Genomic DNA, 25564 nt, shown 5'->3' on the forward strand with positions numbered 1-25564 from the left:
CGCATGAGAGTAGCGGCAAAAACGCAAAAACCAAAACGTCAGGAAGAGCAGGCCAACTTTATCAGTTGGCGTTTTGCGTTGCTGTGCGGCTGCATTTTACTGGCGCTGACTTTCCTGCTGGGGCGTGTAGCATGGCTACAAATCGTCGCGCCTGACATGCTGGTGCGCCAGGGGGATATGCGTTCCCTACGCGTACAGGAAGTCTCGACTTCTCGCGGGATGATTACCGATCGCTCCGGCCGTCCGCTGGCGGTGAGCGTGCCGGTTAAGGCAATCTGGGCGGATCCTAAAGAGCTTCATGACGCGGGCGGAATCACGCTCGATAACCGGTGGAAAGCGCTTTCAGATGCGCTGAAAATGCCGCTGGACCAGCTAGCGTCACGTGTTAACGCAAACCCGAAAGGACGCTTTATCTATCTGGCGCGTCAGGTGAACCCTGATATGGCCGACTACATCAGAAAACTGAAGCTTCCGGGGATACATCTGCGTGAGGAATCACGTCGTTATTATCCTTCCGGCGAAGTAACCGCTCACCTCATCGGCTTCACCAACGTCGATAGCCAGGGGATCGAGGGCGTAGAAAAAAGCTTTGATAAATGGCTCACCGGTCAGCCAGGCGAGCGTATTGTGCGTAAAGACCGCTACGGCCGCGTTATTGAAGACATCTCTTCAACCGACAGCCAGGCGGCGCACAACCTTGCGCTGAGTATTGATGAGCGTTTGCAGGCGCTGGTTTATCGCGAACTGAATAACGCCGTGGCCTTTAACAAAGCAGAGTCAGGAAGCGCCGTGCTGGTGGATGTGAGCACGGGCGAAGTCCTGGCAATGGCGAATAGCCCGTCCTATAACCCGAACAACTTTACTGGCACCGCGAAAGATGCGATGCGTAACCGGGCGATCACTGACGTGTTCGAGCCAGGTTCAACAGTCAAACCCATGGTAGTGATGACTGCGCTCCAGCGCGGCATCGTGAATGAAAGTACGGTTCTGAATACGATCCCTTACCGAATTAACGGTCACGAAATCAAAGACGTGGCGCGTTACAGCGAATTGACCCTGACCGGGGTTTTGCAGAAGTCGAGTAACGTCGGTGTTTCAAAACTGGCGTTAGCGATGCCGTCCTCAGCGTTAGTAGAGACTTACTCACGTTTTGGGCTAGGAAAGGCGACCAATTTGGGGTTGGTCGGAGAACGCAGTGGCTTATATCCTCAAAAACAACGGTGGTCTGACATAGAGAGGGCCACCTTCTCTTTCGGCTACGGGCTAATGGTAACCCCGTTACAATTAGCGCGAGTCTACGCAACAATTGGCAGCTATGGCGTTTATCGTCCGCTGTCGATTACCAAAGTTGATCCACCGGTTCCGGGTGAGCGTATCTTCCCCGAACCTATCGTTCGTACCGTTGTTCACATGATGGAAAGCGTGGCACTGCCTGGTGGCGGTGGCGTGAAGGCGGCGATCAAAGGCTATCGCATCGCCATTAAAACCGGTACGGCGAAAAAAGTAGGGCCAGATGGCCGTTATATCAACAAATACATTGCCTATACCGCAGGCGTAGCGCCTGCAAGCAATCCGCGTTTTGCGCTGGTGGTCGTCATTAACGATCCACAGGCGGGTAAATACTACGGCGGCGCCGTCTCCGCGCCTGTGTTCGGGGCTATCATGGGCGGCGTGTTACGTACCATGAACATTGAACCGGATGCGCTGGCGACGGGCGAAAAAAGTGAATTTGTAATTAATCAAGGCGAGGGTACAGGTGGCAGATCGTAATTTGCGCGACCTTCTCGCTCCGTGGGTGCCAAATGCACCGGAGCGAGCACTGCGGGAGATGGTACTGGACAGCCGTATGGCTGCTTCTGGCGATCTTTTTGTAGCGGTGGTCGGTCATCAGGCGGACGGGCGTCGATATATCCCGCAGGCGATTGCGCAAGGTGTAGCTGCCATTATTGCTGAGGCAAAAGATGAAGCAACCGACGGTGAAATCCGTGAAATGCATGGTGTGCCGGTCATCTATCTCAGCCAGTTAAGCGAACGCCTTTCCGCACTGGCAGGGCGTTTCTATCATGAACCTTCTGACCAGTTACGCCTGATTGGCGTGACCGGTACTAACGGTAAAACCACGACCACGCAGTTAATGGCGCAGTGGGCGCAACTGCTGGGTGAAACCGGTGCGGTGATGGGTACCGTGGGCAATGGCCTGCTGGGCAAAGTGAACCCAACGGAAAATACCACCGGTTCTGCAGTAGACGTGCAGCATGTGCTGGCGGGTCTGGCAGGGCAGGGCGCAACGTTTGCCGCAATGGAAGTCTCCTCACACGGGCTGGTACAGCACCGCGTGGCGGCACTGAAATTTGCCGCTTCCGTGTTTACCAATCTGAGCCGCGATCACCTCGACTATCACGGGGATATGGAGCATTACGAAGCGGCAAAATGGCTGCTTTACTCCACGCATCACTGTGGGCAGGCGATCATCAACGCCGATGACGAAGTGGGCCGCCGCTGGCTGGCTAAGCTGCCGGATGCGGTTGCGGTATCCATGGAAGATCATATCAACCCTAACTGTCACGGCCGCTGGCTGAAGGCGGTTGAGGTGAACTATCACGACAGCGGGGCTACCATTCGCTTTACCTCTTCATGGGGTGACGGTGAGATTGAAAGCCGCCTGATGGGGGCATTTAACGTCAGCAATTTGTTGCTGGCACTGGCAACGTTACTGGCGCTGGGCTATCCGCTGGCAGAGCTGGTGAACACTGCTGAACGTCTGCAACCGGTTTGCGGCCGCATGGAAGTGTTCAGTGCGCCAGGTAAACCGACCGTGGTCGTGGATTATGCTCATACGCCGGATGCGCTGGAAAAAGCGCTGGAAGCGGCCCGTCTGCACTGTGCCGGTAAACTCTGGTGCGTCTTTGGCTGTGGCGGCGATCGTGACAAAGGCAAACGCCCGCTGATGGGTGCCATTGCTGAACAGTTCGCGGATATTCCGGTTGTGACCGATGACAACCCGCGTACTGAAGAGCCGCGCGCCATCATCAATGACATTCTGGCCGGAATGCTGGACGCAGGTCGTGCACGTGTTGTTGAAGGTCGTGCCGAAGCGGTGACGAATACGATTATGCAGGCCCACGAGAACGACGTAGTCCTGCTGGCCGGTAAAGGCCATGAAGATTATCAGATTGTCGGGGCTCGTCGTCTGGATTATTCAGACCGTGTGACCGCAGCACGTCTGCTGGGAGTGGTGGCATGATTAGCATAACGCTAAGCCAGGCCGCTCAGGTCTTACAAGGGACGCTGCATGGTCAGGATCTGACCATTGATGCCGTGACAACGGATACCCGCAAGGTAACTTCCGGCTGCCTGTTCGTCGCGCTGAAGGGCGAACGTTTTGACGCGCACGACTTTGCCGAACAGGCAAAAGAGAGTGGGGCCGGCGCGCTGCTGGTGAGCCGCAAACTGGATACCGATCTGCCGCAGATTGTGGTGAGTGATACGCGTCTGGCATTTGGCGAGCTGGCGGCATGGGTTCGTCAGCAGGTCCCGGCTCGCATTGTGGCGCTGACGGGATCCTCTGGCAAAACGTCAGTAAAAGAGATGACGGCTGCCATTTTGGGCCAGTGCGGTAATACGCTTTATACGGCAGGCAATCTAAATAATGACATTGGCGTACCGATGACATTACTGCGCCTGACCAAGGAGCATAAATTTGCCGTTATCGAGTTAGGGGCAAACCACCAGGGCGAAATCGCCTGGACCGTGAGTTTGACTCGCCCGGAAGCGGCGCTGGTCAATAACCTGGCGGCTGCACACCTGGAAGGCTTTGGCTCTCTGGAAGGCGTCGCGAAAGCGAAAGGCGAGATCTACACCGGTCTGCCGGCTGATGGCATTGCCATTATGAATGCAGATAACAATGACTGGCTGAACTGGCAGAGCATTATTGGTTCACGTAAAACCTGGCGCTTCTCACCGAATGCGGCCAACAGTGATTTTACCGCAACCAATATCCATGTGACCTCGCATGGTACGGAGTTCACACTCAATACCCCTATGGGCGGCATTGATGTGCTGCTGCCGCTGCCAGGTCGCCATAACATCGCTAATGCGCTTGCCGCTGCCGCGTTGTCTACGGCGGTGGGTGCAACTCACGAAGCGATTAAAACCGGGCTGGCGAATCTGAAAGCCGTGCCGGGGCGTCTGTTCCCTGTCCAGTTGGCTGAGAACAAACTGCTGCTGGACGACTCGTACAACGCGAACGTGGGTTCGATGACCGCAGCGGTCCAGGTGTTGTCAGAGATGCCGGGCTATCGTGTGCTGGTTGTTGGCGATATGGCTGAGCTGGGTGATGAAAGTGAAGCCTGCCACATTCAGGTGGGTGAAGCGGCGAAAGCGGCAGGCATTGACTGCGTGTTGAGCGCAGGAAAACTCAGCCAGGCGATTAGCCATGCCAGCGGCGTGGGCGAACATTTTGCCGATAAAGCGCCACTGATTGAACGTCTTAAATCGTTGATTGCAGAAAAACAAATTGTGACAGTGCTTGTGAAAGGTTCACGTAGTGCCGCCATGGAAGAGGTTGTGCACGCATTACAGGAGAACGGAACATGTTAGTTTGGCTGGCCGAACATTTGGTCAAATATTACTCAGGCTTTAACGTCTTTTCCTATCTGACGTTTCGCGCCATTGTCAGCCTGCTGACCGCGCTGTTCATCTCATTGTGGATGGGCCCGCGCATGATTGCCCGTTTACAAAAACTCTCTTTCGGCCAGGTCGTACGTAACGATGGTCCGGAGTCGCACTTTAGCAAGCGTGGCACCCCAACCATGGGCGGGATTATGATCCTGACCGCCATTGTGGTTTCGGTATTGCTGTGGGCGTACCCGTCTAACCCGTATGTGTGGTGTGTTCTGACCGTGCTGGTAGGGTACGGGATCATCGGCTTTGTTGATGACTACCGCAAAGTGGTACGTAAAGACACTAAAGGCCTGATCGCCCGCTGGAAGTACTTCTGGATGTCAGTGATTGCGCTGGGCGTGGCCTTTGCGCTGTACCTTGCAGGAAAAGACACGCCAGCCACTGAGCTGGTTGTTCCGTTCTTTAAAGACGTGATGCCACAACTGGGCCTGTTCTACATCCTGCTGGCGTATTTCGTGATTGTTGGCACCGGTAACGCCGTTAACCTGACCGATGGCCTGGACGGCCTGGCGATTATGCCAACCGTCTTCGTGGCTGCCGGTTTTGCGCTGGTGGCGTGGGCGACCGGTAACATGAATTTTGCTAACTACCTGCACATTCCTTATCTGCGTCATGCGGGTGAGCTGGTGATCGTCTGTACGGCGATTGTCGGAGCGGGTCTGGGCTTCTTGTGGTTTAACACCTACCCGGCTCAGGTCTTTATGGGTGATGTCGGTTCTCTGGCGCTTGGCGGTGCTCTGGGCATTATTGCCGTGCTGCTGCGTCAGGAGTTCTTGCTGGTTATCATGGGCGGTGTGTTTGTGGTTGAAACCCTGTCGGTGATTTTGCAGGTCGGTTCGTTCAAGCTGCGTGGTCAACGCATCTTCCGTATGGCGCCGATCCACCACCACTATGAACTGAAAGGCTGGCCAGAGCCGCGCGTCATTGTGCGCTTCTGGATTATTTCGCTGATGCTGGTGCTGATTGGCCTGGCAACGCTGAAGGTACGTTAATCATGGCAGATTACCAGGGCAAAAAAGTCGTTATCATCGGGTTGGGCCTTACCGGCCTTTCCTGCGTGGACTTTTTCCTCGCACGTGGCGTAACGCCGCGCGTGATGGATACGCGTGTCTCTCCGCCGGGTCTGGACAAACTGCCGGAACAGGTTGAACGCCACCTTGGTGGTCTGAATGATGACTGGCTGCTGGCAGCCGATCTGATTGTTGCAAGTCCCGGTATGGCGCTGGCGCACCCTTCACTGAGCGCTGCTGCCGACGCGGGTGTTGAGATTGTTGGTGATATCGAGCTGTTTTGCCGCGAGGCACAGGCTCCTGTTATTGCTATCACCGGCTCTAACGGTAAAAGCACCGTGACCACGCTGGTGGGCGAGATGGCGAAAGCGGCGGGCATGAACGTGGGCGTTGGTGGGAATATTGGCCTGCCTGCGTTGATGCTTCTGGATAAAGGCTGCGAGCTGTATGTTCTGGAACTTTCCAGCTTCCAGCTGGAAACCACCTCGAGCCTCCAGGCTGCTGCTGCGACCATCCTGAACGTGACCGAAGATCATATGGACCGCTATCCGTTTGGTCTGCAACAGTACCGTGCCGCTAAGTTACGCATTTATGAAAATGCCAAAGCGTGCGTCGTCAATGCTGATGATGCACTGACGATGCCGGTGCGGGGTGCAGATGAGCGCTGCATCAGCTTTGGTATCACCATGGGTGATTATCATCTGAACCGTCAGCTGGGCGAAACCTGGCTGCGCGTGAAAGGTGAGAAAGTGTTGAACGTGAAAGAGATGAAACTTTCTGGTCAGCACAACTACACCAATGCGCTGGCAGCACTGGCGCTGGCGGACGCCGTTGGTTTACCGCGCTCTTCCAGCCTGAAAGCGCTAACCACCTTCACAGGCCTGGCGCACCGTTTCCAGTTGGCGCTTGAGCATAATGGCGTGCGCTGGATCAACGACTCCAAAGCCACTAACGTTGGGAGCACAGAAGCTGCGCTGAACGGTTTGCACGTTGATGGCACGCTGCATCTGCTGCTTGGCGGAGACGGTAAATCGGCCGATTTCTCTTCGCTGAAGCGTTATCTTTCAGGTGATAATATTCGCCTTTACTGCTTCGGCCGGGACGGTAGCGAACTGGCTGAACTGCGCCCGGACATTGCTGAACAGACCGAGACAATGGAACAGGCAATGCGTCTCATTGCTCCGCGCGTGAAACCGGGCGATATGGTGCTGCTTTCTCCGGCCTGTGCCAGCCTCGATCAGTTTAAGAATTTCGAACAGCGTGGTGATGTCTTTACCCGCCTGGCGAAGGAGTTAGGCTGATGCGTTTATCTCTCCCTCGCCTGAAAATGCCGCGCTTGCCAGGATTTGGGATCCTGGCGTGGCTGTTTGCGGCGCTTAAAGGCTGGGTGATGGGCTCTCGTCAGAAGGATAACGACAGCCTGATCATGTACGATCGCACGCTCTTCTGGCTAACCATGGGGCTGGCGGCGATCGGTTTTATTATGGTGACGTCAGCATCGATGCCCGTGGGGCAGCGGCTGGCGAACGATCCGTTCCTGTTTGCCAAGCGTGATGGCCTGTACATCATTCTGGCGTTCTGCCTGGCGCTGGTGACCTTACGTCTGCCGATGGAGTTCTGGCAACGCCACAGCACGGCAATGTTGATCGCCTCGATCATTATGCTGCTGATCGTACTGGTCGTGGGTAGCTCAGTAAACGGGGCATCACGCTGGATTGCGTTTGGCCCGTTGCGTATTCAGCCTGCTGAATTTACTAAGCTTTCACTGTTCTGCTATCTGGCCAACTACCTGGTCCGTAAAGTGGATGAAGTGCGTAATAACCTGCGCGGCTTCTTAAAACCAATGGGCGTTATCCTGGTTCTTGCGGTTTTACTGCTGGCACAGCCAGACCTCGGTACGGTGGTGGTACTGTTTGTCACCACGCTGGCGATGCTGTTCCTGGCAGGAGCGAAGCTATGGCAGTTCATCGCCATCATCGGCATGGGGATTTCTGCGGTTGTCCTGCTGATCCTCGCCGAGCCTTATCGTATCCGCCGCGTAACCTCATTCTGGAACCCGTGGGAAGACCCGTTCGGCAGCGGTTATCAGCTGACCCAGTCGCTGATGGCGTTTGGCCGTGGTGAAGTTTGGGGGCAAGGCCTGGGTAATTCCGTTCAAAAGCTGGAGTATTTACCCGAAGCGCATACTGACTTCATCTTCTCCATTATTGCGGAAGAACTGGGTTATATCGGTGTGGTACTCGCGCTTTTAATGGTATTCTTCGTCGCTTTCCGTGCCATGTCTATTGGCCGAAAAGCGCTGGAAATCGATCACCGCTTCTCAGGTTTCTTAGCCTGCTCAATTGGTATTTGGTTTAGCTTCCAGGCACTGGTAAACGTAGGGGCCGCAGCGGGTATGCTGCCGACCAAGGGCCTGACGTTGCCGTTAATCAGTTATGGTGGTTCCAGCCTGTTAATCATGTCGACGGCCATCATGTTTTTGTTACGCATAGATTATGAAACGCGTCTGGAAAAAGCCCAGGCGTTTACGCGAGGTTCACGATGAATCAACCGAAGCGGTTAATGGTGATGGCAGGCGGTACCGGCGGACATGTGTTCCCGGGGCTTGCGGTTGCGCACCATTTAATGGATCAGGGCTGGCAGGTACGCTGGCTTGGAACCGCCGACCGCATGGAAGCCGACCTTGTGCCGAAGCACGGGATTGAGATCGACTTCATCCGCATTTCAGGATTGCGTGGCAAGGGCATTAAGGCTCAGCTTCTTGCGCCGGTGCGGATTTTTAACGCCTGGCGTCAGGCCCGCACCATTATGAAGCGCTTTAAGCCGGATGTGGTGCTGGGGATGGGCGGCTATGTCTCTGGTCCTGGTGGGCTGGCTGCGTGGTCGCTGGGTATCCCGGTTGTGTTGCATGAACAAAATGGGATTGCCGGGCTCACCAACAAATGGCTGGCAAAAATTGCCACCAAAGTGATGCAGGCATTTCCGGGCGCGTTTCCGAAAGCTGACGTAGTGGGTAACCCGGTGCGCGTCGATGTGCTGGCTCTGCCGCTGCCCGATGCGCGCCTGACTGGGCGTGAAGGCCCGGTACGTGTGCTGGTGGTGGGCGGCTCCCAGGGCGCGCGCATTCTTAACCAGACGATGCCGCAGGTTGCCGCAAAACTGGGTAATGCCGTTACTATCTGGCATCAGAGCGGAAAAGGCGCTCAGCAGACCGTAGAGCAGGATTACGTTGCCGCAGGTCAGCCACAGCATAAAGTTACCGAATTTATCGATGACATGGCCGCAGCCTATGCCTGGGCTGATGTCGTTGTCTGCCGCTCTGGTGCGCTGACCGTGAGTGAAATCGCCGCTGCGGGTTTGCCAGCGCTGTTTGTGCCGTTCCAGCACAAAGACAGGCAGCAGTACTGGAATGCGTTACCGCTTGAGAAAGCCGGTGCCGCGAAAATTTTCGAGCAGCCACAATTTACCGCCGATGCGGTCGCCACCACCCTGGCGGGCTGGAACAGAGACGCATTGCTGGAGATGGCACAACGCGCGCGCGCGACAGCTATCCCCGATGCGACGGAGCGGGTGGCAAATGAAGTGAGCCTGGCAGCTCAGGCTTAACCCTCGCAGCGCGTGTTGCGCTGCACGATTTTTTTGAAGTAGTCGATGGCGTTTAGAGAATGAATACACAACAACTGGCGAAACTGCGTTCAATCGTGCCCGAGATGCGTCGCGTCCGGCACATTCACTTCGTTGGCATCGGTGGTGCTGGCATGGGCGGTATTGCCGAAGTGTTAGCTAACGAAGGTTACCAGATCAGTGGTTCCGACCTGGCTCCAAACCCTGTTACGCAGCAGCTGGCGTCGCTTGGGGCGACTATCTATTTCAACCATCGCCCGGAAAACGTGCGCGATGCGAGCGTTGTTGTGGTGTCCAGCGCAATCTCCGCGGATAACCCGGAAATTGTTGCCGCGCATGAAGCGCGTATCCCGGTGATCCGCCGTGCGGAAATGCTGGCTGAGTTAATGCGCTTCCGCCACGGTATTGCGATTGCCGGGACACACGGTAAAACCACCACCACGGCGATGGTTTCCAGTATTTATGCTGAAGCGGGTCTTGATCCGACCTTCGTTAACGGTGGTCTGGTGAAAGCGGCTGGTGTACATGCGCGTCTGGGGCACAGCCGTTACCTGATTGCTGAAGCAGACGAAAGCGATGCGTCGTTCCTGCACCTGCAGCCGATGGTGGCGATTGTCACCAACATCGAAGCTGACCACATGGATACCTACCAGGGCGACTTCGAAAATTTAAAACAGACTTTTATCAACTTCCTGCACAACCTGCCGTTCTATGGCCGTGCGGTGATGTGTGTTGACGATCCGGTTATTCGCGAGTTGCTGCCGCGTGTGGGTCGTCAAATTACCACGTATGGCTTCAGCGAAGACGCTGATGTTCGCTTGGAAGATTACAAGCAAATTGGTGCCCAGGGGCATTTCACTCTGGCGCGTCAGGATAAAGAGCTGCTGCACGTTACGCTCAATGCCCCAGGACGCCACAACGCCCTGAACGCGGCGGCAGCGGTAGCGGTAGCCACTGAAGAAGGCATTGATGACAACGCAATCCTGCGTGCGCTGGAGAGCTTCCAGGGTACCGGGCGCCGTTTCGACTTCCTGGGTGAATTCCCGCTGGAAGAGGTGAACGGTAAAACAGGCTCTGCAATGCTGGTGGACGATTACGGGCATCATCCGACGGAAGTGGACGCGACCATCAAAGCAGCACGTGCGGGCTGGCCGGATAAGAATCTGGTAATGATCTTCCAGCCGCACCGCTTCACGCGTACCCGCGATCTGTATGACGATTTCGCTAGCGTGCTGTCGCAGGTGGATACGCTGCTGATGCTGGATGTTTACTCCGCGGGCGAAACGCCTATCCCGGGTGCGGACAGCCGTTCATTGTGTCGCACTATTCGTGGTCGCGGAAAAGTTGACCCTATTCTGGTGTCTGATCCTGCCCAGGCTGCGGAGATTTTGGCTCCGGTTCTGACGGGTAATGATCTGATTCTGATTCAGGGCGCGGGAAATATCGGCAAAATCGCCCGTACCTTAGCTGAAATCAAACTGAAGCCGCAAACTCAGGAGGACGAGCGTCATGGCTGATAAGATTGCTGTCCTGTTTGGCGGCACTTCCGCCGAGCGCGAAGTCTCCCTGAATTCAGGCGCTGCCGTACTGGCGGGCCTGCGTGAGGGGGGCGTCAATGCCCATCCGGTCGATCCGAAAGAGACGGATGTGACGCAACTGAAAGCGATGGGCTTTGATAAAGTCTTCATCGCGTTGCATGGCCGTGGTGGCGAAGACGGCACCCTGCAAGGGCTTCTGGATTTAATCGGGATGCCGTATACCGGCAGCGGCGTGATGGCATCCGCGATTTCTATGGATAAACTGCGCAGCAAACTGCTGTGGCAGGGAGCTGGTCTTCCTGTGGCGCCATGGGTTGCGCTGACGCGTCGTGATTTTGAAATGGGCCTGTCAGACAGCGTTAATACCCGCATTGCCGAACTAGGGTTACCGGTTATTGTAAAGCCGAGCCGCGAAGGGTCGAGTGTCGGGATGTCGAAAGTCGACAAAGCGCAGGATTTATCTTCCGCTTTAGCGCTGGCATTTCAACATGATGAAGAAGTTCTGATAGAAAAATGGCTCAGCGGGCCGGAATTTACCGTTGCGATGCTTGGTGAAGAAATTTTACCGTCAATTCGTATCCAACCTGCTGGAACCTTCTATGATTATGAGGCGAAGTATCTCTCTGATGAGACGCAATATTTCTGCCCAAGTGGTCTTGAAGCTGAACGTGAAGCAGATTTACAGTCCCTGGTGCTTAAAGCCTGGAATGTTTTAGGCTGCCGGGGATGGGGACGCATTGATGTGATGCTCGACAGCGACGGGCAATTTTACTTGCTGGAAGCAAACACCTCCCCTGGCATGACCAGCCATAGCCTTGTGCCGATGGCCGCGCGTCAGGCGGGAATGAGTTTCTCGCAATTAGTCGTACGTATTCTGGACCAGGCGGGCTGATATGTCTCAGGCTGCATTGAACACGCGCAACCGCGATGACGAAGAAGAATATTCTTCTTCCCGGCGGAGTAATGGAACGCGTCTTGCAGGGATTATATTCCTGCTCGGTGTGCTGTGTACCGTGTTTATCAGCGGCTGGATGGTGCTGGGCTGGATGGAAGATGCGCAGCGTTTACCGCTGTCGAAACTGGCGGTAACGGGTGAGCGTCACTACACGCGTAACGACGATATTCGCCAGTCGATTCTGGCACTGGGCCCACCTGGGACCTTTATGACTCAGGACGTTAATATTATCCAGAGCCAGATTGAACGTCTGCCGTGGATAAAACAGGCGAGTGTAAGAAAGCAATGGCCTGATGAATTGAAGATTCATCTGGTTGAATATGTGCCCATTGCGCGTTGGAATGATCAGCACATGGTCGACGTAGATGGAAATTCCTTCAGCGTCCCAGGCGATCGTGTCAACAAGCAAAATTTACCGATGTTGTATGGCCCGGAAGGCAGTGAAAACGAAGTCTTGCAAGGTTTTCGCGATATGGGGCAGGTGCTGGCTAAGGACCGGTTTACGTTAAAAGATGCAGCAATGACGGCGCGCCGTTCATGGCAACTGACGTTAACGAACGGCATCAAGCTCAACCTTGGCCGCGGCGACACGATGAAACGTCTGGCGCGTTTTGTAGAACTTTACCCGGTTTTACAGCAGCAGGCACAGACTGACGGCAAACGGATAAGCTACGTTGATTTGCGCTATGACTCAGGCGCAGCAGTCGGTTGGGTACCGGCTCCGGTCGAGGAACCTAATCAGCAACAGAATCAGGCACAGGTACAGGCAGAACAACAATGATCAAGGCGACGGACAGAAAACTGGTAGTTGGACTGGAGATTGGCACCGCGAAGGTTGCCGCTTTAGTAGGGGAAGTTCTGCCCGACGGTATGGTCAATATCATTGGCGTGGGCAGCTGCCCGTCCCGTGGTATGGATAAAGGTGGGGTAAACGATCTTGAGTCGGTGGTGAAGTGCGTACAGCGCGCCATCGATCAGGCGGAATTGATGGCTGATTGCCAGATTTCATCTGTCTATCTGGCCCTCTCTGGTAAGCACATCAGCTGCCAGAACGAGATAGGTATGGTGCCTATCTCAGAAGAAGAAGTGACGCAGGAAGACGTTGAAAACGTCGTGCATACGGCGAAATCCGTCCGTGTTCGCGATGAACATCGCGTGCTGCACGTCATCCCGCAGGAATATGCAATTGACTACCAGGAAGGGATCAAGAATCCCGTCGGTCTTTCCGGCGTGCGAATGCAGGCAAAAGTGCACTTGATCACATGTCACAACGATATGGCGAAGAACATCGTTAAAGCCGTTGAACGTTGTGGCCTGAAAGTTGACCAACTTATTTTCGCCGGTCTGGCAGCAAGCTATTCCGTGCTGACCGAAGACGAACGTGAACTGGGCGTCTGTGTGGTCGATATTGGTGGTGGTACTATGGACATGGCCGTTTATACCGGCGGTGCGCTGCGCCACACCAAAGTGATCCCTTACGCAGGGAACGTTGTGACCAGCGATATTGCTTATGCCTTTGGTACGCCGCCGAGCGATGCAGAGGCGATCAAAGTGCGCCATGGCTGTGCACTGGGATCCATCGTTGGCAAAGATGAGAGCGTTGAAGTGCCAAGCGTAGGTGGTCGTCCACCGCGTAGCCTGCAACGCCAGACGTTGGCAGAGGTCATTGAGCCGCGTTATACCGAGCTGCTCAACCTGGTCAACGAAGAGATTTTGCAGTTACAGGAACAGCTTCGCCAGCAGGGTGTTAAACATCATCTTGCAGCGGGGATTGTATTAACCGGCGGAGCAGCGCAAATTGAAGGTCTTGCGGCCTGCGCTCAGCGAGTGTTCCATACCCAGGTACGTATTGGTGCACCGCTGAATATCACCGGTTTAACGGATTACGCTCAGGAGCCGTACTATTCAACGGCTGTGGGCCTGCTGCACTACGGGAAAGAGTCCCATTTGAGTGGTGAAGCGGAAGTGGAAAAACGCGTATCAGTGGGGTCGTGGGTCAAACGACTCAACACCTGGTTGCGAAAAGAGTTTTAATTTTTTTAAGAGACCGGAGAGAATTAGCGGTCTCGGGCGACAGGCACAACGGAGAGAGAAATTATGTTTGAACCTATGGAACTGACCAACGACGCGGTGATTAAAGTCATCGGCGTCGGTGGTGGCGGCGGTAACGCTGTAGAGCATATGGTGCGTGAGCGTATCGAAGGCGTTGAATTTTTTGCGGTTAACACCGATGCACAGGCACTGCGTAAGACGGCTGTAGGCCAGACGATTCAGATCGGTGGTGGCATCACCAAAGGTCTGGGTGCGGGGGCTAACCCGGAAGTTGGTCGCAACGCGGCTGAAGAAGATCGTGAAGCACTGCGTGCTGCGCTGGAAGGTGCAGACATGGTGTTTATCGCAGCAGGTATGGGCGGTGGTACTGGTACCGGCGCGGCGCCTGTTGTTGCCGAAGTGGCAAAAGATTTAGGTATCCTGACCGTTGCTGTCGTGACGAAGCCTTTCAATTTTGAAGGCAAGAAGCGTATGGCATTCGCGGAGCAGGGTATCACTGAGCTGTCCAAACATGTGGACTCTCTGATCACTATCCCGAACGACAAGCTGTTGAAAGTTCTGGGTCGCGGTATCTCCTTGCTGGACGCTTTTGGCGCGGCAAACGACGTGCTGAAAGGCGCGGTTCAGGGTATCGCTGAACTGATTACCCGTCCTGGTCTGATGAACGTTGACTTTGCAGACGTTCGCACCGTGATGTCCGAAATGGGCTACGCGATGATGGGCTCTGGCGTGGCGAGCGGTGAAGACCGTGCAGAAGAAGCGGCTGAAATGGCTATCTCTTCTCCACTGCTGGAAGATATCGACCTGTCTGGTGCGCGCGGCGTGCTGGTCAACATTACCGCTGGCTTTGACCTGCGTCTGGATGAGTTCGAAACGGTGGGTAATACCATTCGTGCGTTCGCCTCTGACAACGCGACTGTGGTAATCGGTACTTCCCTTGACCCGGAAATGAACGACGAACTGCGCGTAACTGTTGTTGCCACCGGTATCGGTATGGACAAGCGTCCTGAGATTACCCTGGTGACCAACAAGCAGACTCAGCAGCCAGTGATGGACCGTTACCAGCAGCACGGTATGGCTCCACTGACTCAAGAGCAGAAACCGGCCGCGAAAGTGGTAAACGACACGACTCCGCAAACGGCGAAAGAACCAGATTATCTGGATATCCCAGCGTTCCTGCGTAAGCAAGCTGACTAGGAATTGGCTGGAATTTGGGGATTTTCGCTCTTTGTGCTAAACTGGCCCACCGTTAGTGATATACACTCTCGGTTGGATAGTTAATTTGGCGAGATTATACGATGATCAAACAAAGGACACTTAAACGTATCGTTCAGGCGACTGGCGTCGGTTTACATACCGGCAAAAAAGTCACACTGACGTTGCGCCCTGCGCCGGCCAATACCGGGGTCATCTATCGTCGCACCGACTTGAATCCACCGGTAGATTTTCCGGCCGATGCCAAATCTGTGCGTGATACTATGCTCTGTACTTGCCTGGTGAACGAGCATGACGTGCGGATTTCTACCGTAGAGCACCTGAATGCCGCCCTGGCGGGTCTGGGTATCGACAACATCATTGTTGAAGTCGATGCGCCAGAAATCCCGATCATGGATGGTAGTGCTGCTCCGTTCGTTTATTTGCTGCTGGATGCCGGCATCGAAGAACTGAACTGCGCGAAGAAATTTGTTCGCATCAAAGACACCGTTCGTGTCGAAGATGGCGACAAATGGGCTGAATTCAAGCCGTTCAATGGTTTCTCGCTGGACTTTACCATCGACTTTAACCATCCGGCGATTGATGCAAGCACTCAGCGTTATGCGATGAACTTCTCTGCTGATGCGTTTATGCGTCAGATCAGTCGTGCTCGCACGTTTGGCTTCATGCGTGATATCGAATATTTGCAGTCCCGCGGCCTGTGCCTGGGCGGCAGCTTCGATTGTGCCATCGTTGTTGACGATTATCGCGTACTGAACGAAGACGGTCTGCGTTTTGAAGATGAATTCGTTCGTCACAAAATGCTGGATGCAATTGGCGACCTGTTCATGTGTGGTCACAACATCATTGGTGCGTTTACCGCGTTTAAATCCGGTCATGCACTGAACAACAAGCTGTTGCAGGCAGTCCTGGCAAAACAGGAAGCCTGGGAATATGTGACCTTCAAAGACGACGCAGAACTGCCTCTGGCGTTCAAAGCACCAAGCATGGTTCTGGCGTAACGGTTCAAGCCGTTTCGTAAAAAATCGACTGGTTAACCTGGTACTCTCTCCGACCAGGGAGGCCAGTCGTTTTTATTTTTACCCTTCTTCATTTTGCCCCCAGCCGCTTAATCCTTTGCCATACGTTGAAAATCTGTGCGTTAGCTGCATTCTTGACCGTTTTTCCCCGCGGCAATACGTCATTCCTGCTGATGTGCTTTGGCTTTAGTGGTAATATCTGGGCGCTAAAAAGAATAACTGAACTCAGCCTGTACGGCTGGCTTATGTGGTGGAGCAAGTGAGCGGAATACTGACGCGCTGGCGACAATTTGGCAGACGCTACTTCTGGCCGCATCTCTTATTAGGGATGGTCGCGGCGAGTCTCGGCTTGCCTGCGCTCAGCAACAGTGCTGAAGCGGCGACTCCGACAAAGACCACCACCACAAAACATGACCTCTCCACGCGGGTTAATTTTACTAACCTCGCGTTGCTGGAAGCCAATCGCCGCCCAAATTTCTCGGTTGATTACTGGCATCAGCACGCCATTCGTACGGTTATCCGTCATCTTTCGTTTGCAATGGCGCCACAGGCAATGCCTGTGGCAGAAGAAACGCTGCCGGTTCAGGCCCAGCATCTCGCACTGCTGAACACGCTCAATGCGCTGCTGACGCAAGACAGCCAGCCGCCAGTTATCGTTCGCCAGCAGACAAAAAACCGTTTTGTTCCTCCCGCGACATTTATCGTCTCAACATGGATTAGCCAGGTTCAGGGTATCCGTGCCGGGCCTCATCGCCTCAGCTAAATTAACGCTTTTTCAATACCTTAATTTATCTGCCCACGATGGGGCGTTTGAGAATTTATTATGCTAATCAAATTATTAACCAAAGTTTTCGGTAGCCGTAACGATCGTACCCTGCGCCGTATGCGCAAAGCTGTCACTGTTATCAATGGTATGGAACCGGCGATGGAAAAGCTCTCCGATGACGAGCTGAAAGCCAAAACCACGGAATTCCGTGCGCGTCTGGAAAAAGGCGAATCCTTAGAAACTCTGATCCCGGAAGCCTTTGCCGTCGTCCGTGAAGCAAGTAAGCGTGTGTTTGGCATGCGCCACTTCGACGTTCAGCTGCTGGGTGGTATGGTTCTGAACGAACGCTGCATCGCAGAAATGCGTACCGGTGAAGGTAAAACCCTGACCGCAACCTTGCCTGCTTACCTGAACGCGCTGTCTGGCAAAGGCGTTCACGTTGTTACCGTCAACGACTATCTGGCGCAGCGTGACGCCGAAAACAACCGTCCACTGTTCGAATTCCTCGGTATGACCGTGGGCATCAACATGTCCGGCCTGCCAGCACCAGCCAAGCGTGATGCCTATAACGCGGACATCACCTACGGTACCAACAACGAATACGGCTTCGACTATCTGCGCGACAACATGGCGTTCAGCCCTGAAGAGCGTGTACAGCGTAAACTGCACTATGCGCTGGTGGATGAGGTGGACTCCATTCTGATCGATGAAGCGCGAACCCCGCTTATCATCTCTGGCCCGGCTGAAGACAGCTCCGAGATGTACCGTAAAGTCGACAAAATCATTCCGCACCTGCTGCGTCAGGAAAAAGAAGACTCCGATACTTTCCAGGGCGAAGGCCACTTCTCCGTGGATGAAAAAGCGCGTCAGGTTAACCTGACTGAGCGCGGCCTGGTGCAAATTGAAGAGCTACTGGTTGCTCAGGGCATCATGGAAGAGGGCGAGTCACTGTACTCCCCGAGCAATATCATGCTGATGCACCACGTGACTGCGGCACTGCGTGCTCATGCACTGTTTACCCGCGACGTGGATTACATCGTAAAAGACGGTGAAGTTATCATCGTTGATGAACATACCGGTCGTACCATGCAGGGACGTCGCTGGTCCGATGGTCTGCACCAGGCTGTTGAAGCCAAAGAAGGTGTGGATATTCAAAATGAAAACCAGACGCTGGCATCTATCACCTTCCAGAACTACTTCCGTCTGTACGAGAAGCTGGCAGGGATGACCGGTACCGCAGATACCGAAGCGTTTGAATTCAGCTCTATCTACAAACTGGATACTGTAGTCGTCCCAACCAACCGTCCAATGATCCGTAAGGATATGCCGGACCTGGTTTACATGACTGAAGCGGAAAAAATCCAGGCGATCATTGAAGATATTCGTGACCGTACCGCAGCCGGCCAGCCGGTTCTGGTGGGTACCATTTCCATCGAGAAATCCGAAGTGGTATCCAATGAGCTGACCAAAGCGGGTATTAAACACAACGTACTGAACGCCAAGTTCCACGCCAAAGAAGCAGATATCGTTGCGCAGGCGGGTTACCCGGCGGCGGTGACCATCGCCACCAACATGGCGGGTCGTGGTACCGATATTATGCTCGGTGGTAGCTGGCAGGCAGAAGTTGCTGAGCTGGAAAACCCAACGCCAGAACAGATTGCTCAGATCAAGGCAGACTGGCAGGTGCGTCACGACGCGGTTCTGACTTCCGGTGGTTTACACATCATTGGTACCGAACGTCACGAATCTCGTCGTATCGATAACCAGCTGCGTGGTCGTGCGGGTCGTCAGGGTGATGCCGGTTCTTCCCGCTTCTACCTGTCTATGGAAGATGCGCTGATGCGTATCTTCGCCTCTGACCGTGTATCTGGCATGATGCGTAAACTGGGTATGAAGCCAGGCGAAGCGATTGAACACCCGTGGGTCACTAAAGCGATTGCTAACGCTCAGCGCAAAGTTGAAAGCCGTAACTTCGATATTCGTAAGCAACTGCTGGAATATGATGACGTGGCTAACGATCAGCGTCGTGCTATTTACACCCAGCGTAACGAACTGCTGGACGTGTCCGACGTGAGTGAAACCATCAACAGCATTCGTGAAGATGTGTTCAAAGCGACTATCGATGGCCACATTCCTCCACAGTCTCTGGAAGAAATGTGGGATATCGAAGGCTTGCAGGAACGTCTGAAAAACGACTTCGACCTTGAACTGCCAATCAAAGAGTGGCTGGACAAAGAGCCGGAACTGCATGAAGAAACCCTGCGCGAGCGTATCTTCGAAACCGCGCTGGATGTTTACAAGCGTAAAGAAGAAGTGGTTGGCGCTGAGATGATGCGTCACTTTGAGAAAGGTGTAATGCTGCAAACGCTGGACTCCCTGTGGAAAGAGCACCTGGCGGCGATGGATTATCTGCGCCAGGGTATCCACCTGCGTGGTTATGCGCAGAAGGATCCGAAACAGGAATACAAACGTGAATCCTTCGCCATGTTTGCTTCCATGCTGGAGTCACTTAAATATGAAGTGATTAGCACCCTGAGCAAGGTTCAGGTGCGGATGCCGGAAGAAGTAGAAGCGATGGAGCAGCAGCGTCGTGAAGAAGCTGAGCGCCTGGCGCAGATGCAACAACTGAGCCACCAGACAGATGACAGCGAAGCGGCTGCGGCTATCGCGGCGCAAACTGGTGACCGCAAAGTCGGGCGTAACGATCCGTGCCCATGTGGTTCAGGTAAAAAATACAAGGCGTGCCACGGCCGCCTGAGCTAAGAACGTAACATAATCTAAAAGGCGCAGAAATCTGCGCCTTTTTTATGGAAGTCACACTATGAAAACACTGCAAATTGCCGTCGGGATCATTCGCAACCCACAAAACAAAATCTTCATTACCCAGCGGGCAGCAGATGCTCATATGGCGAATAAGTGGGAATTTCCGGGTGGAAAGATTGAGTCAGGTGAAACGCCGGAGCAGGCGCTGATTCGCGAGCTTCAGGAAGAGGTCGGGATCACCCCCGTTGGGGCAACGCTTTTCGATAAGCTTGAGTACCAGTTCCCTGACCGCCACATCACGTTGTGGTTCTGGCTTGTCGAAAACTGGGAAGGGGAACCCTGGGGAAAAGAGGGGCAGCCGGGTGACTGGGTGGCGCTTCAGGCAAGCGATGCCGATAAATTCCCACCGGCAAATGAGCCTGTGATCCTGAGATTAGTCGCGCAACCGTAAGCCTGCTAAGCGAAGCGCCAGCAGGCTTTACAGATTACTGCTGGTTTTCGCTCCAGTCATCGCTGTCAGAGAGATCGCCTTCGCTTGGAATGCGTTTCTCTTCCGCAGCCCATTCGCCCAGGTCAATTAACTGGCAACGCTTACAGCAGAATGGGCGAAACGGACTCACTTCGCCCCAGACTACGGTTTTCCCACAGGTAGGGCAGCTTACGGTTGTTACGTCAGACATCAATACTCCTTAACAGCAGGCCAGCTCAAAATCGAGGCGTTCAGGCACGAGGCCATTTTCGCTGTCCAGAGGCATAAATCTAATCGCAAAACGGCTTTTATGGCCGGAGATTTGCGGGTAAAGCTGATCGCTCAGAGATAAGTTCAGGCGCAGCAGATCGGCATCATCACCGTTATCCTGATAAAAACCGTTCAGGCTGGTTTGCTTGCGGAAGGGCGCTGAATTGCGAACCAGGTCGAGAATGAGTGACAGCGTCTGGTTCATTGGCTCAAGGCTTGCCAGCCAGCTATTCACCTGCGCATCACGCTGGGTTTGCGGCATGTGCAACCACATATGGAGTGTCGGCAGGTCAAAGCTGCAGCAGCCGCCAGGAATGCTCAGGCGCTGACGAACCAGGCCGATAAGCCGGTCTTCACGCAAGAATTGCCCCACGCGAGGGGCGGCCATCAGCACACTGCTGCTGGTTTTCAGCTGCTGGCGAAGCGAGTCGATACGGCTTTGATCGACGCCCGGCACTTCAGTCCAGGCCTGCAATTTACGCTGCTGGCGCTCAAGCTCTTTTAATAACTCGGTGCGAACATCACCGCGTTCAATGACATCCAGCAGATCGCCAACATTGCGGAAAAAATGCAGCGCAGTGGCGTGATCGTTAACAGGCAGATGTTGTGAAAGCTGCTGAACTAAAAACTCGATACGCAGCCAGGTACGCATTTTTTCGTTAAGCGGGTGCTCAAAAAGGATATTAGTAGACATTATGGTTTTTCCTGTGCAACGGCCTGCGCGGCGAACGTCAGATACTGCGCGTGCAGACGGGCAACATCCGATGCAAGAGCATCTGGTGCGCCGTTATTATCAATAACATCATCCGCAACAGCAAGGCGCGCTTCACGCGTGACCTGAGCAGCAAGAATTTGTTCAGCATGTTCACGCGAGACATGGTCGCGCGTCATTGTTCGCTCGATCTGCGTTTCGGGGGAAACATCGATAACCAGAATCCGGTCGGCTTTTTTCTGAAGCTGATTTTCCACCAATAGGGGTACAACCCACAGTACGTAGGGTGAACGGGCTTCAGTAATCTGACGCTGAGTTTCCTGGTGGATAATGGGGTGGAGCAGAGCATTAAGCCAGGCTTTTTCCGAAGAATCAGAAAAAATGCACTCGCGAAGCTGACGACGATTGAGTGTGCCATCTGCATTGATGACTTCACGCCCGAAATGCGCTTCGATGGCCTTTAATGCGGGTGTATTGGGTTCTACCACCTGACGGGCAATAATATCGGCATCAATAATCGGGATGCCCAGACGAGAAAAAGCGTCTGCAACGGTGCTTTTGCCACTACCGATGCCGCCGGTTAACGCGACGATGTACCCCATTAAATCAAATCCTGGGAATTATTCATTATTAAAATCAGTTGTTTAAAATTTAAACTTAGAGCAGCGAATGGTTAACTCTCTTTACCTGCTTTCTACCAGGTAAATTTATAGGATTGTAGCGTAAAAAAAGAGAATTTCGCAGTCTTGCGGAGCAGGTATTAGTGCGTATGATAGCGTCACTGGAGTTGTGCTTTTAACATATTTGCCTCTAACCCCAGGAATCCGCACATGCGTATCGAAGAAGATCTGAAGTTAGGTTTCAAAGACGTTCTCATCCGCCCTAAACGCTCTACACTGAAAAGTCGCTCAGACGTTGAACTCGAACGTCAATTCACCTTTAAACATTCCGGTCAGACCTGGTCTGGTGTGCCAATCATTGCGGCCAACATGGACACTGTGGGTACCTTCGCAATGGCAACAGCGCTGGCAAAATTTGATGTCCTCACCGCCGTGCATAAGCACTACAGCACTGAAGAGTGGAATGCCTTTGTGGCGTCAGCGTCTGACGATGTTGTTAAGCATGTCATGGTTTCTACCGGTACATCCGATGCGGATTTTGAAAAGACCAAACAGATCCTGGCGGTTAACCCGGCGCTGAATTTTGTTTGTATTGATGTCGCGAATGGTTATTCCGAGCACTTCGTGCAGTTCGTCAGCAAAGCGCGTGCGGCCTGGCCGACCAAAACCATTATCGCGGGTAACGTTGTGACCGGCGAAATGTGTGAAGAGCTGATCCTCTCCGGTGCGGATATCGTGAAAGTGGGTATTGGCCCGGGATCCGTGTGTACTACGCGTGTAAAAACCGGCGTGGGTTACCCGCAGCTTTCTGCGGTGATTGAGTGTGCCGATGCAGCCCACGGTCTTGGTGGCCAGATTATCAGCGACGGTGGTTGCACCATGCCGGGTGATGTGGCTAAAGCCTTTGGTGGCGGTGCCGATTTCGTGATGCTTGGCGGAATGCTGGCAGGTCACGAAGAGAGTGGCGGCACGGTGGTTGAAGAGAACGGCGAGAAATTTATGCTGTTCTACGGTATGAGCTCTGAATCCGCGATGACCCGTCATGTGGGTGGCGTGGCAAAATATCGTGCAGCAGAAGGTAAAACCGTGAAGCTGCCACTGCGCGGCCCTGTCGAGAATACGGCGCGCGATGTTCTCGGTGGCCTGCGCTCAGCCTGTACCTACGTTGGGGCTTCACGCCTGAAAGAGCTGACTAAACGCACCACGTTTATCCGCGTTCAGGAGCAGGAAAACCGCGTATTCAATAGCCTCTGATGGCTCTTGCTGGCGCACAACCGCGCGCCAGCACTAACCCGCACTCATCGCATCCCCCAGATGGAAAATCGGTAAGTACATCGCGACCACCAGCGTGCCGATTATGACTCCCGTCACAATCAACAGTATTGGCTCCAGTAGTGCCGCCAGGTTGTCTGCTTGCTGGAGCGTTTGCTCCGTGTGGTGATGTGCAAGATTCTCCAGCATGATATCGAGAGCTCCGGATACCTCCCCGGTACGTATCAACTGAATGCAGAGTGGTGTAAACACCGCAGTATGTTGAAATGCTAACCAGACCGGCGTTCCCTGTTCGATTTTCTCCTGCATTCCCTGAATCACATCCCGCCAGAATGGGTTATCAACGGTTTCTTCCGCACTTTCCAGACCTTGTAAAAAAGCGATACCTGCCTGCTGCGTGAGTGATAACACGGTAAATATCTGCCCCAGTTTTTGCCCCCTGGCCAGTGCGCCCATAATGGGTAAATGCAGGACTATTCGCTGATTCACGCGCTGCCATCGCGGATACCGCCGAAGACGGTAAATAACGACGGGCGGAACGAGCACTAATACAGCCAGAATAATCGCCCATTCCTGAATGAACGCTGCCAGTCCCATTACCATCTGCGTTAACAGCGGCAGAGGGGTATTAAATGTTCTGTAGATGGCCGCGAATTCTGGCAAGACCAGCGTGACCATCGCCAGTACAACGACAACGGCCAGCGTCAGGATTATTACCGGGTAGCGCAGCGCTTTTTTCACCTTCGTATTAAGCAGCTGCTGCGATTTTTGTTGTTGTGCGAGCTGGCGGCAACACTCTTCCAGCTTGCCCGTGAGCTCGCCTGTTCTCACCATTGAAACGTAGAGCGGGCTGAATACCTCTGGCCATTTTTTTAACGCTGCAGACAAGGCACATCCCTCGCTAAGATCGTCAGCCAGACTTTGCAACAGTGCCTGCCACTGCGTGACAGGGTGTTGCTGCGCCAGCATCTCAAGACTGTGAGACAGCGTAAGACCTGCCTTGAGAAGCGTCGCGAGCTGCCGAAAAACGTCATAGCAGTGTTGAGACTGCCACCGACGACGCTGCGAACAGCGTATCAGCGTCAAAGGATGTAGCGCTTTTCGCATTAATGCCGTAAATGCGGCTTCACGATTGATGGCCCACATCACTCCGTTTTGTAACTCGCCCTCTTCTGTAAGCGCCCGCCAGCGCCAGAGTTGATTAGCCCCCATTGGACATTCCCAGCACGCGTACCAGCTCTTCCACGGTGGTTAGCCCTTGCTCGACCGCCATACAGCCATGTTCAAACAGGGTTGTCATCCCGGTCTGCCGGGCGCTTGCTTCGATAACCTCAATTGCGGCACCACTGGAAATGGCCTGGCGCAGGTCGTTGTCGATGGTCAGAACCTCAAACAGAGCAATGCGGCCATAAAAGCCGTGATAGCAACGATCGCACCCGGTTGGTCGCCACTGCGGTAGCTCTCGCGGCCAAAGTGTGAGAGGCAATACGGCTTTGGTCTGCCCCTCCTGTCGGCAATGGGGGCACAACCGGCGAACCAGTCGCTGTGCTATCACCAGAGAGAGTGCAGATGAGATCATCCAGCGAGCGACACCCATTTGCTGCAAACGGATCAGCGTCTCTGTCGTCGAATTTGTATGAAGCGTGGAGAGCACCAGGTGCCCGGTCTGTGCGGCATTGATGGCAATTTCTGCCGTTTCACCATCACGAATTTCACCCACCATAATAATGTCGGGATCCTGGCGTAACAGGGCGCGTAATACGCTTTGAAAGGTGAGCCCGGCTCGCGGGTTTATTTGGGTCTGATTGAGGCCTGCAAGCGGGATCTCGATAGGATCTTCAACGCTACAAATGTTCACATCCGGCGTGTTACGCGTTTGCAAGGCGCTGTAGAGGGTGACGGTTTTACCGCTCCCCGTTGGCCCGGTAACCAGGATCAACCCCTGTGGCTGGCGGAGCATTTCGGTAAATTGAGCCTGCTGTTCTGCACTCATGCCCAGTTGTGCAATATCCAGAGCCTGTTGCTCCTGCTGTAGCAGGCGCAGAACGATTTTCTCGCCGCCGCTACAGGGCAGGGTGGCGATACGAAAAGAGACCGGTTCGTTTGCCAGTTCGACCGTAAACTGACCATCCTGGGGCAGACGCCGTTCCGCAATATCCAGGTTGCCCAGCACTTTTAGCCGCGCCGTGAGCGAGGTTGCCAACCCGGCGTTGAGGGTTGTGTGTGGGTTGAGTACGCCATCGATGCGCAGGCGAATGTGGCAGTCGTGTTCCGACGGCTCAATATGAATATCTGATGCCCGCTGACGCATGGCCTGCAACAGCGTGCGGTTGAGAATATCCACAGCGGAGTGGGCCGTTGACGCCACAGGCAGATGTGATTGCGATGCCAGCTGCCGGTGTTTTTCCATGCGTTCGCTCGTCCAGCATTCAATATCAATGCGCTTTTGCGTCGCGAAACGTAAGGCTTCCATCAGCTCTGCGGCAGGCGTACCCACCACTGCTATGTTGACCATAGTGGCATCGCTTGTGAGCAGCTGCGCATGGTAGCGCTGACAGAGCGCCATCAGTTGTTCCGTATTCATCAGCCGCTCCTG

22 protein-coding genes are annotated in these 25564 nt (G+C 54.2%); 17 read left to right on the plus strand and 5 right to left on the minus strand.

Annotated features, from left to right (window positions below; translation table 11 throughout):
- The first annotated feature begins 3 nt into the window (after nucleotides 1-3).
- The 16 genes from HV107_RS14165 to mutT all read left to right on the plus strand — a co-directional run bounded on the left by HV107_RS14165 (nucleotide 4) and on the right by mutT (nucleotide 20076).
- Nucleotides 4-1770, plus strand: a complete 1767-nt coding sequence (locus tag HV107_RS14165) for a peptidoglycan glycosyltransferase FtsI (RefSeq protein WP_182059574.1) — start codon at nucleotides 4-6, stop codon at nucleotides 1768-1770.
- Nucleotides 1757-3244 (plus strand): UDP-N-acetylmuramoyl-L-alanyl-D-glutamate--2,6-diaminopimelate ligase, encoded by a 1488-nt coding sequence (murE, locus tag HV107_RS14170; RefSeq protein WP_182059575.1) that lies wholly within the window; start codon nucleotides 1757-1759, stop codon nucleotides 3242-3244. Before HV107_RS14165 ends, murE begins: the two co-directional genes overlap by 14 nt.
- Nucleotides 3241-4599, plus strand: a complete 1359-nt coding sequence (gene murF, locus HV107_RS14175; protein ID WP_182059576.1) for a UDP-N-acetylmuramoyl-tripeptide--D-alanyl-D-alanine ligase — start codon at nucleotides 3241-3243, stop codon at nucleotides 4597-4599. Before murE ends, murF begins: the two co-directional genes overlap by 4 nt.
- Nucleotides 4593-5675: a phospho-N-acetylmuramoyl-pentapeptide-transferase gene (gene mraY, locus HV107_RS14180; RefSeq protein ID WP_008501985.1), complete on the plus strand. Its 1083-nt coding sequence runs from the start codon at nucleotides 4593-4595 to the stop codon at nucleotides 5673-5675. The genes murF and mraY overlap by 7 nt, the downstream gene beginning before the upstream one ends.
- 2 nt (nucleotides 5676-5677) lie before the next feature.
- A complete protein-coding gene (gene murD, locus HV107_RS14185) occupies nucleotides 5678-6994 on the plus strand; it encodes a UDP-N-acetylmuramoyl-L-alanine--D-glutamate ligase (RefSeq protein ID WP_182059577.1) in 1317 nt (438 codons plus the stop codon).
- Entirely contained in the window at nucleotides 6994-8238 is a 1245-nt protein-coding gene (gene ftsW / locus HV107_RS14190; RefSeq protein WP_182059578.1) for a cell division protein FtsW, read from the plus strand. The genes murD and ftsW overlap by 1 nt, the downstream gene beginning before the upstream one ends.
- On the plus strand, nucleotides 8235-9299 hold the full coding sequence (murG, locus tag HV107_RS14195) for an undecaprenyldiphospho-muramoylpentapeptide beta-N-acetylglucosaminyltransferase (RefSeq protein WP_182059579.1): 1065 nt from the start codon (nucleotides 8235-8237) through the stop codon (nucleotides 9297-9299). Before ftsW ends, murG begins: the two co-directional genes overlap by 4 nt.
- A 59-nt stretch (nucleotides 9300-9358) precedes the next feature.
- Entirely contained in the window at nucleotides 9359-10834 is a 1476-nt protein-coding gene (gene murC, locus HV107_RS14200; protein ID WP_182059580.1) for a UDP-N-acetylmuramate--L-alanine ligase, read from the plus strand.
- Nucleotides 10827-11747, plus strand: a complete 921-nt coding sequence (locus HV107_RS14205) for a D-alanine--D-alanine ligase (protein WP_014068902.1) — start codon at nucleotides 10827-10829, stop codon at nucleotides 11745-11747. The genes murC and HV107_RS14205 overlap by 8 nt, the downstream gene beginning before the upstream one ends.
- Nucleotide 11748: 1 nt before the next feature.
- Complete coding sequence (ftsQ, locus tag HV107_RS14210; protein WP_182059581.1) at nucleotides 11749-12591, plus strand: cell division protein FtsQ; 843 nt, start codon at nucleotides 11749-11751, stop codon at nucleotides 12589-12591.
- Complete coding sequence (gene ftsA, locus HV107_RS14215; protein ID WP_010426970.1) at nucleotides 12588-13844, plus strand: cell division protein FtsA; 1257 nt, start codon at nucleotides 12588-12590, stop codon at nucleotides 13842-13844. Before ftsQ ends, ftsA begins: the two co-directional genes overlap by 4 nt.
- 63 nt (nucleotides 13845-13907) lie before the next feature.
- A complete protein-coding gene (gene ftsZ, locus HV107_RS14220; RefSeq protein WP_131633946.1) occupies nucleotides 13908-15059 on the plus strand; it encodes a cell division protein FtsZ in 1152 nt (383 codons plus the stop codon).
- Nucleotides 15060-15160: 101 nt separating this feature from the next.
- Nucleotides 15161-16078 carry a UDP-3-O-acyl-N-acetylglucosamine deacetylase gene (gene lpxC / locus HV107_RS14225; RefSeq protein ID WP_182059582.1) on the plus strand — a complete coding sequence of 306 codons (918 nt, stop codon included), beginning with the start codon at nucleotides 15161-15163 and terminating at the stop codon, nucleotides 16076-16078.
- A 277-nt stretch (nucleotides 16079-16355) separates the two neighbouring features.
- Nucleotides 16356-16859: a secA translation cis-regulator SecM gene (gene secM, locus HV107_RS14230; protein WP_182059583.1), complete on the plus strand. Its 504-nt coding sequence runs from the start codon at nucleotides 16356-16358 to the stop codon at nucleotides 16857-16859.
- Between the two features lie 60 nt (nucleotides 16860-16919).
- Nucleotides 16920-19625, plus strand: a complete 2706-nt coding sequence (gene secA, locus HV107_RS14235) for a preprotein translocase subunit SecA (RefSeq protein WP_182059584.1) — start codon at nucleotides 16920-16922, stop codon at nucleotides 19623-19625.
- A 58-nt stretch (nucleotides 19626-19683) separates the two neighbouring features.
- Nucleotides 19684-20076, plus strand: coding sequence for an 8-oxo-dGTP diphosphatase MutT (gene mutT, locus HV107_RS14240; RefSeq protein ID WP_182059585.1), 393 nt, complete (start codon nucleotides 19684-19686; stop codon nucleotides 20074-20076).
- A 34-nt stretch (nucleotides 20077-20110) separates the two neighbouring features.
- Here the strand turns inward: mutT and yacG are convergent, their stop codons facing one another.
- Genes yacG through coaE form a run of 3 tightly spaced genes read right to left on the minus strand, consistent with a single transcriptional unit; the run spans nucleotide 20111 to nucleotide 21678 of the window.
- The gene (yacG, locus tag HV107_RS14245) at nucleotides 20111-20305 is read right to left on the minus strand and encodes a DNA gyrase inhibitor YacG (protein ID WP_006810106.1); all 195 of its coding nucleotides are present in this window, start codon (nucleotides 20303-20305) and stop codon (nucleotides 20111-20113) included.
- A 9-nt stretch (nucleotides 20306-20314) separates the two neighbouring features.
- On the minus strand, nucleotides 20315-21058 hold the full coding sequence (gene zapD / locus HV107_RS14250) for a cell division protein ZapD (RefSeq protein ID WP_182059586.1): 744 nt from the start codon (nucleotides 21056-21058) through the stop codon (nucleotides 20315-20317).
- Nucleotides 21058-21678, minus strand: a complete 621-nt coding sequence (coaE, locus tag HV107_RS14255; protein ID WP_182059587.1) for a dephospho-CoA kinase — start codon at nucleotides 21676-21678, stop codon at nucleotides 21058-21060. Before coaE ends, zapD begins: the two co-directional genes overlap by 1 nt.
- Nucleotides 21679-21906: 228 nt before the next feature.
- Between coaE and HV107_RS14260 the strand changes: the two genes are divergently transcribed.
- Entirely contained in the window at nucleotides 21907-22950 is a 1044-nt protein-coding gene (locus HV107_RS14260) for a GMP reductase (protein ID WP_182059588.1), read from the plus strand.
- A gap of 33 nt (nucleotides 22951-22983) precedes the next feature.
- On the opposite strand, the gene hofC is transcribed toward HV107_RS14260, so the two are convergent.
- Together hofC and gspE are read right to left on the minus strand one after the other, a co-directional pair.
- A complete protein-coding gene (gene hofC / locus HV107_RS14265) occupies nucleotides 22984-24180 on the minus strand; it encodes a protein transport protein HofC (RefSeq protein WP_182059589.1) in 1197 nt (398 codons plus the stop codon).
- The gene (gspE, locus tag HV107_RS14270) at nucleotides 24170-25552 is read right to left on the minus strand and encodes a type II secretion system protein GspE (RefSeq protein ID WP_182059590.1); all 1383 of its coding nucleotides are present in this window, start codon (nucleotides 25550-25552) and stop codon (nucleotides 24170-24172) included. Before gspE ends, hofC begins: the two co-directional genes overlap by 11 nt.
- Nucleotides 25553-25564: the final 12 nt, after the last annotated feature.

The organism is Enterobacter sp. RHBSTW-00175 (genome assembly GCF_013927005.1).
In the GTDB taxonomy this organism is placed as follows: domain Bacteria; phylum Pseudomonadota; class Gammaproteobacteria; order Enterobacterales; family Enterobacteriaceae; genus Enterobacter.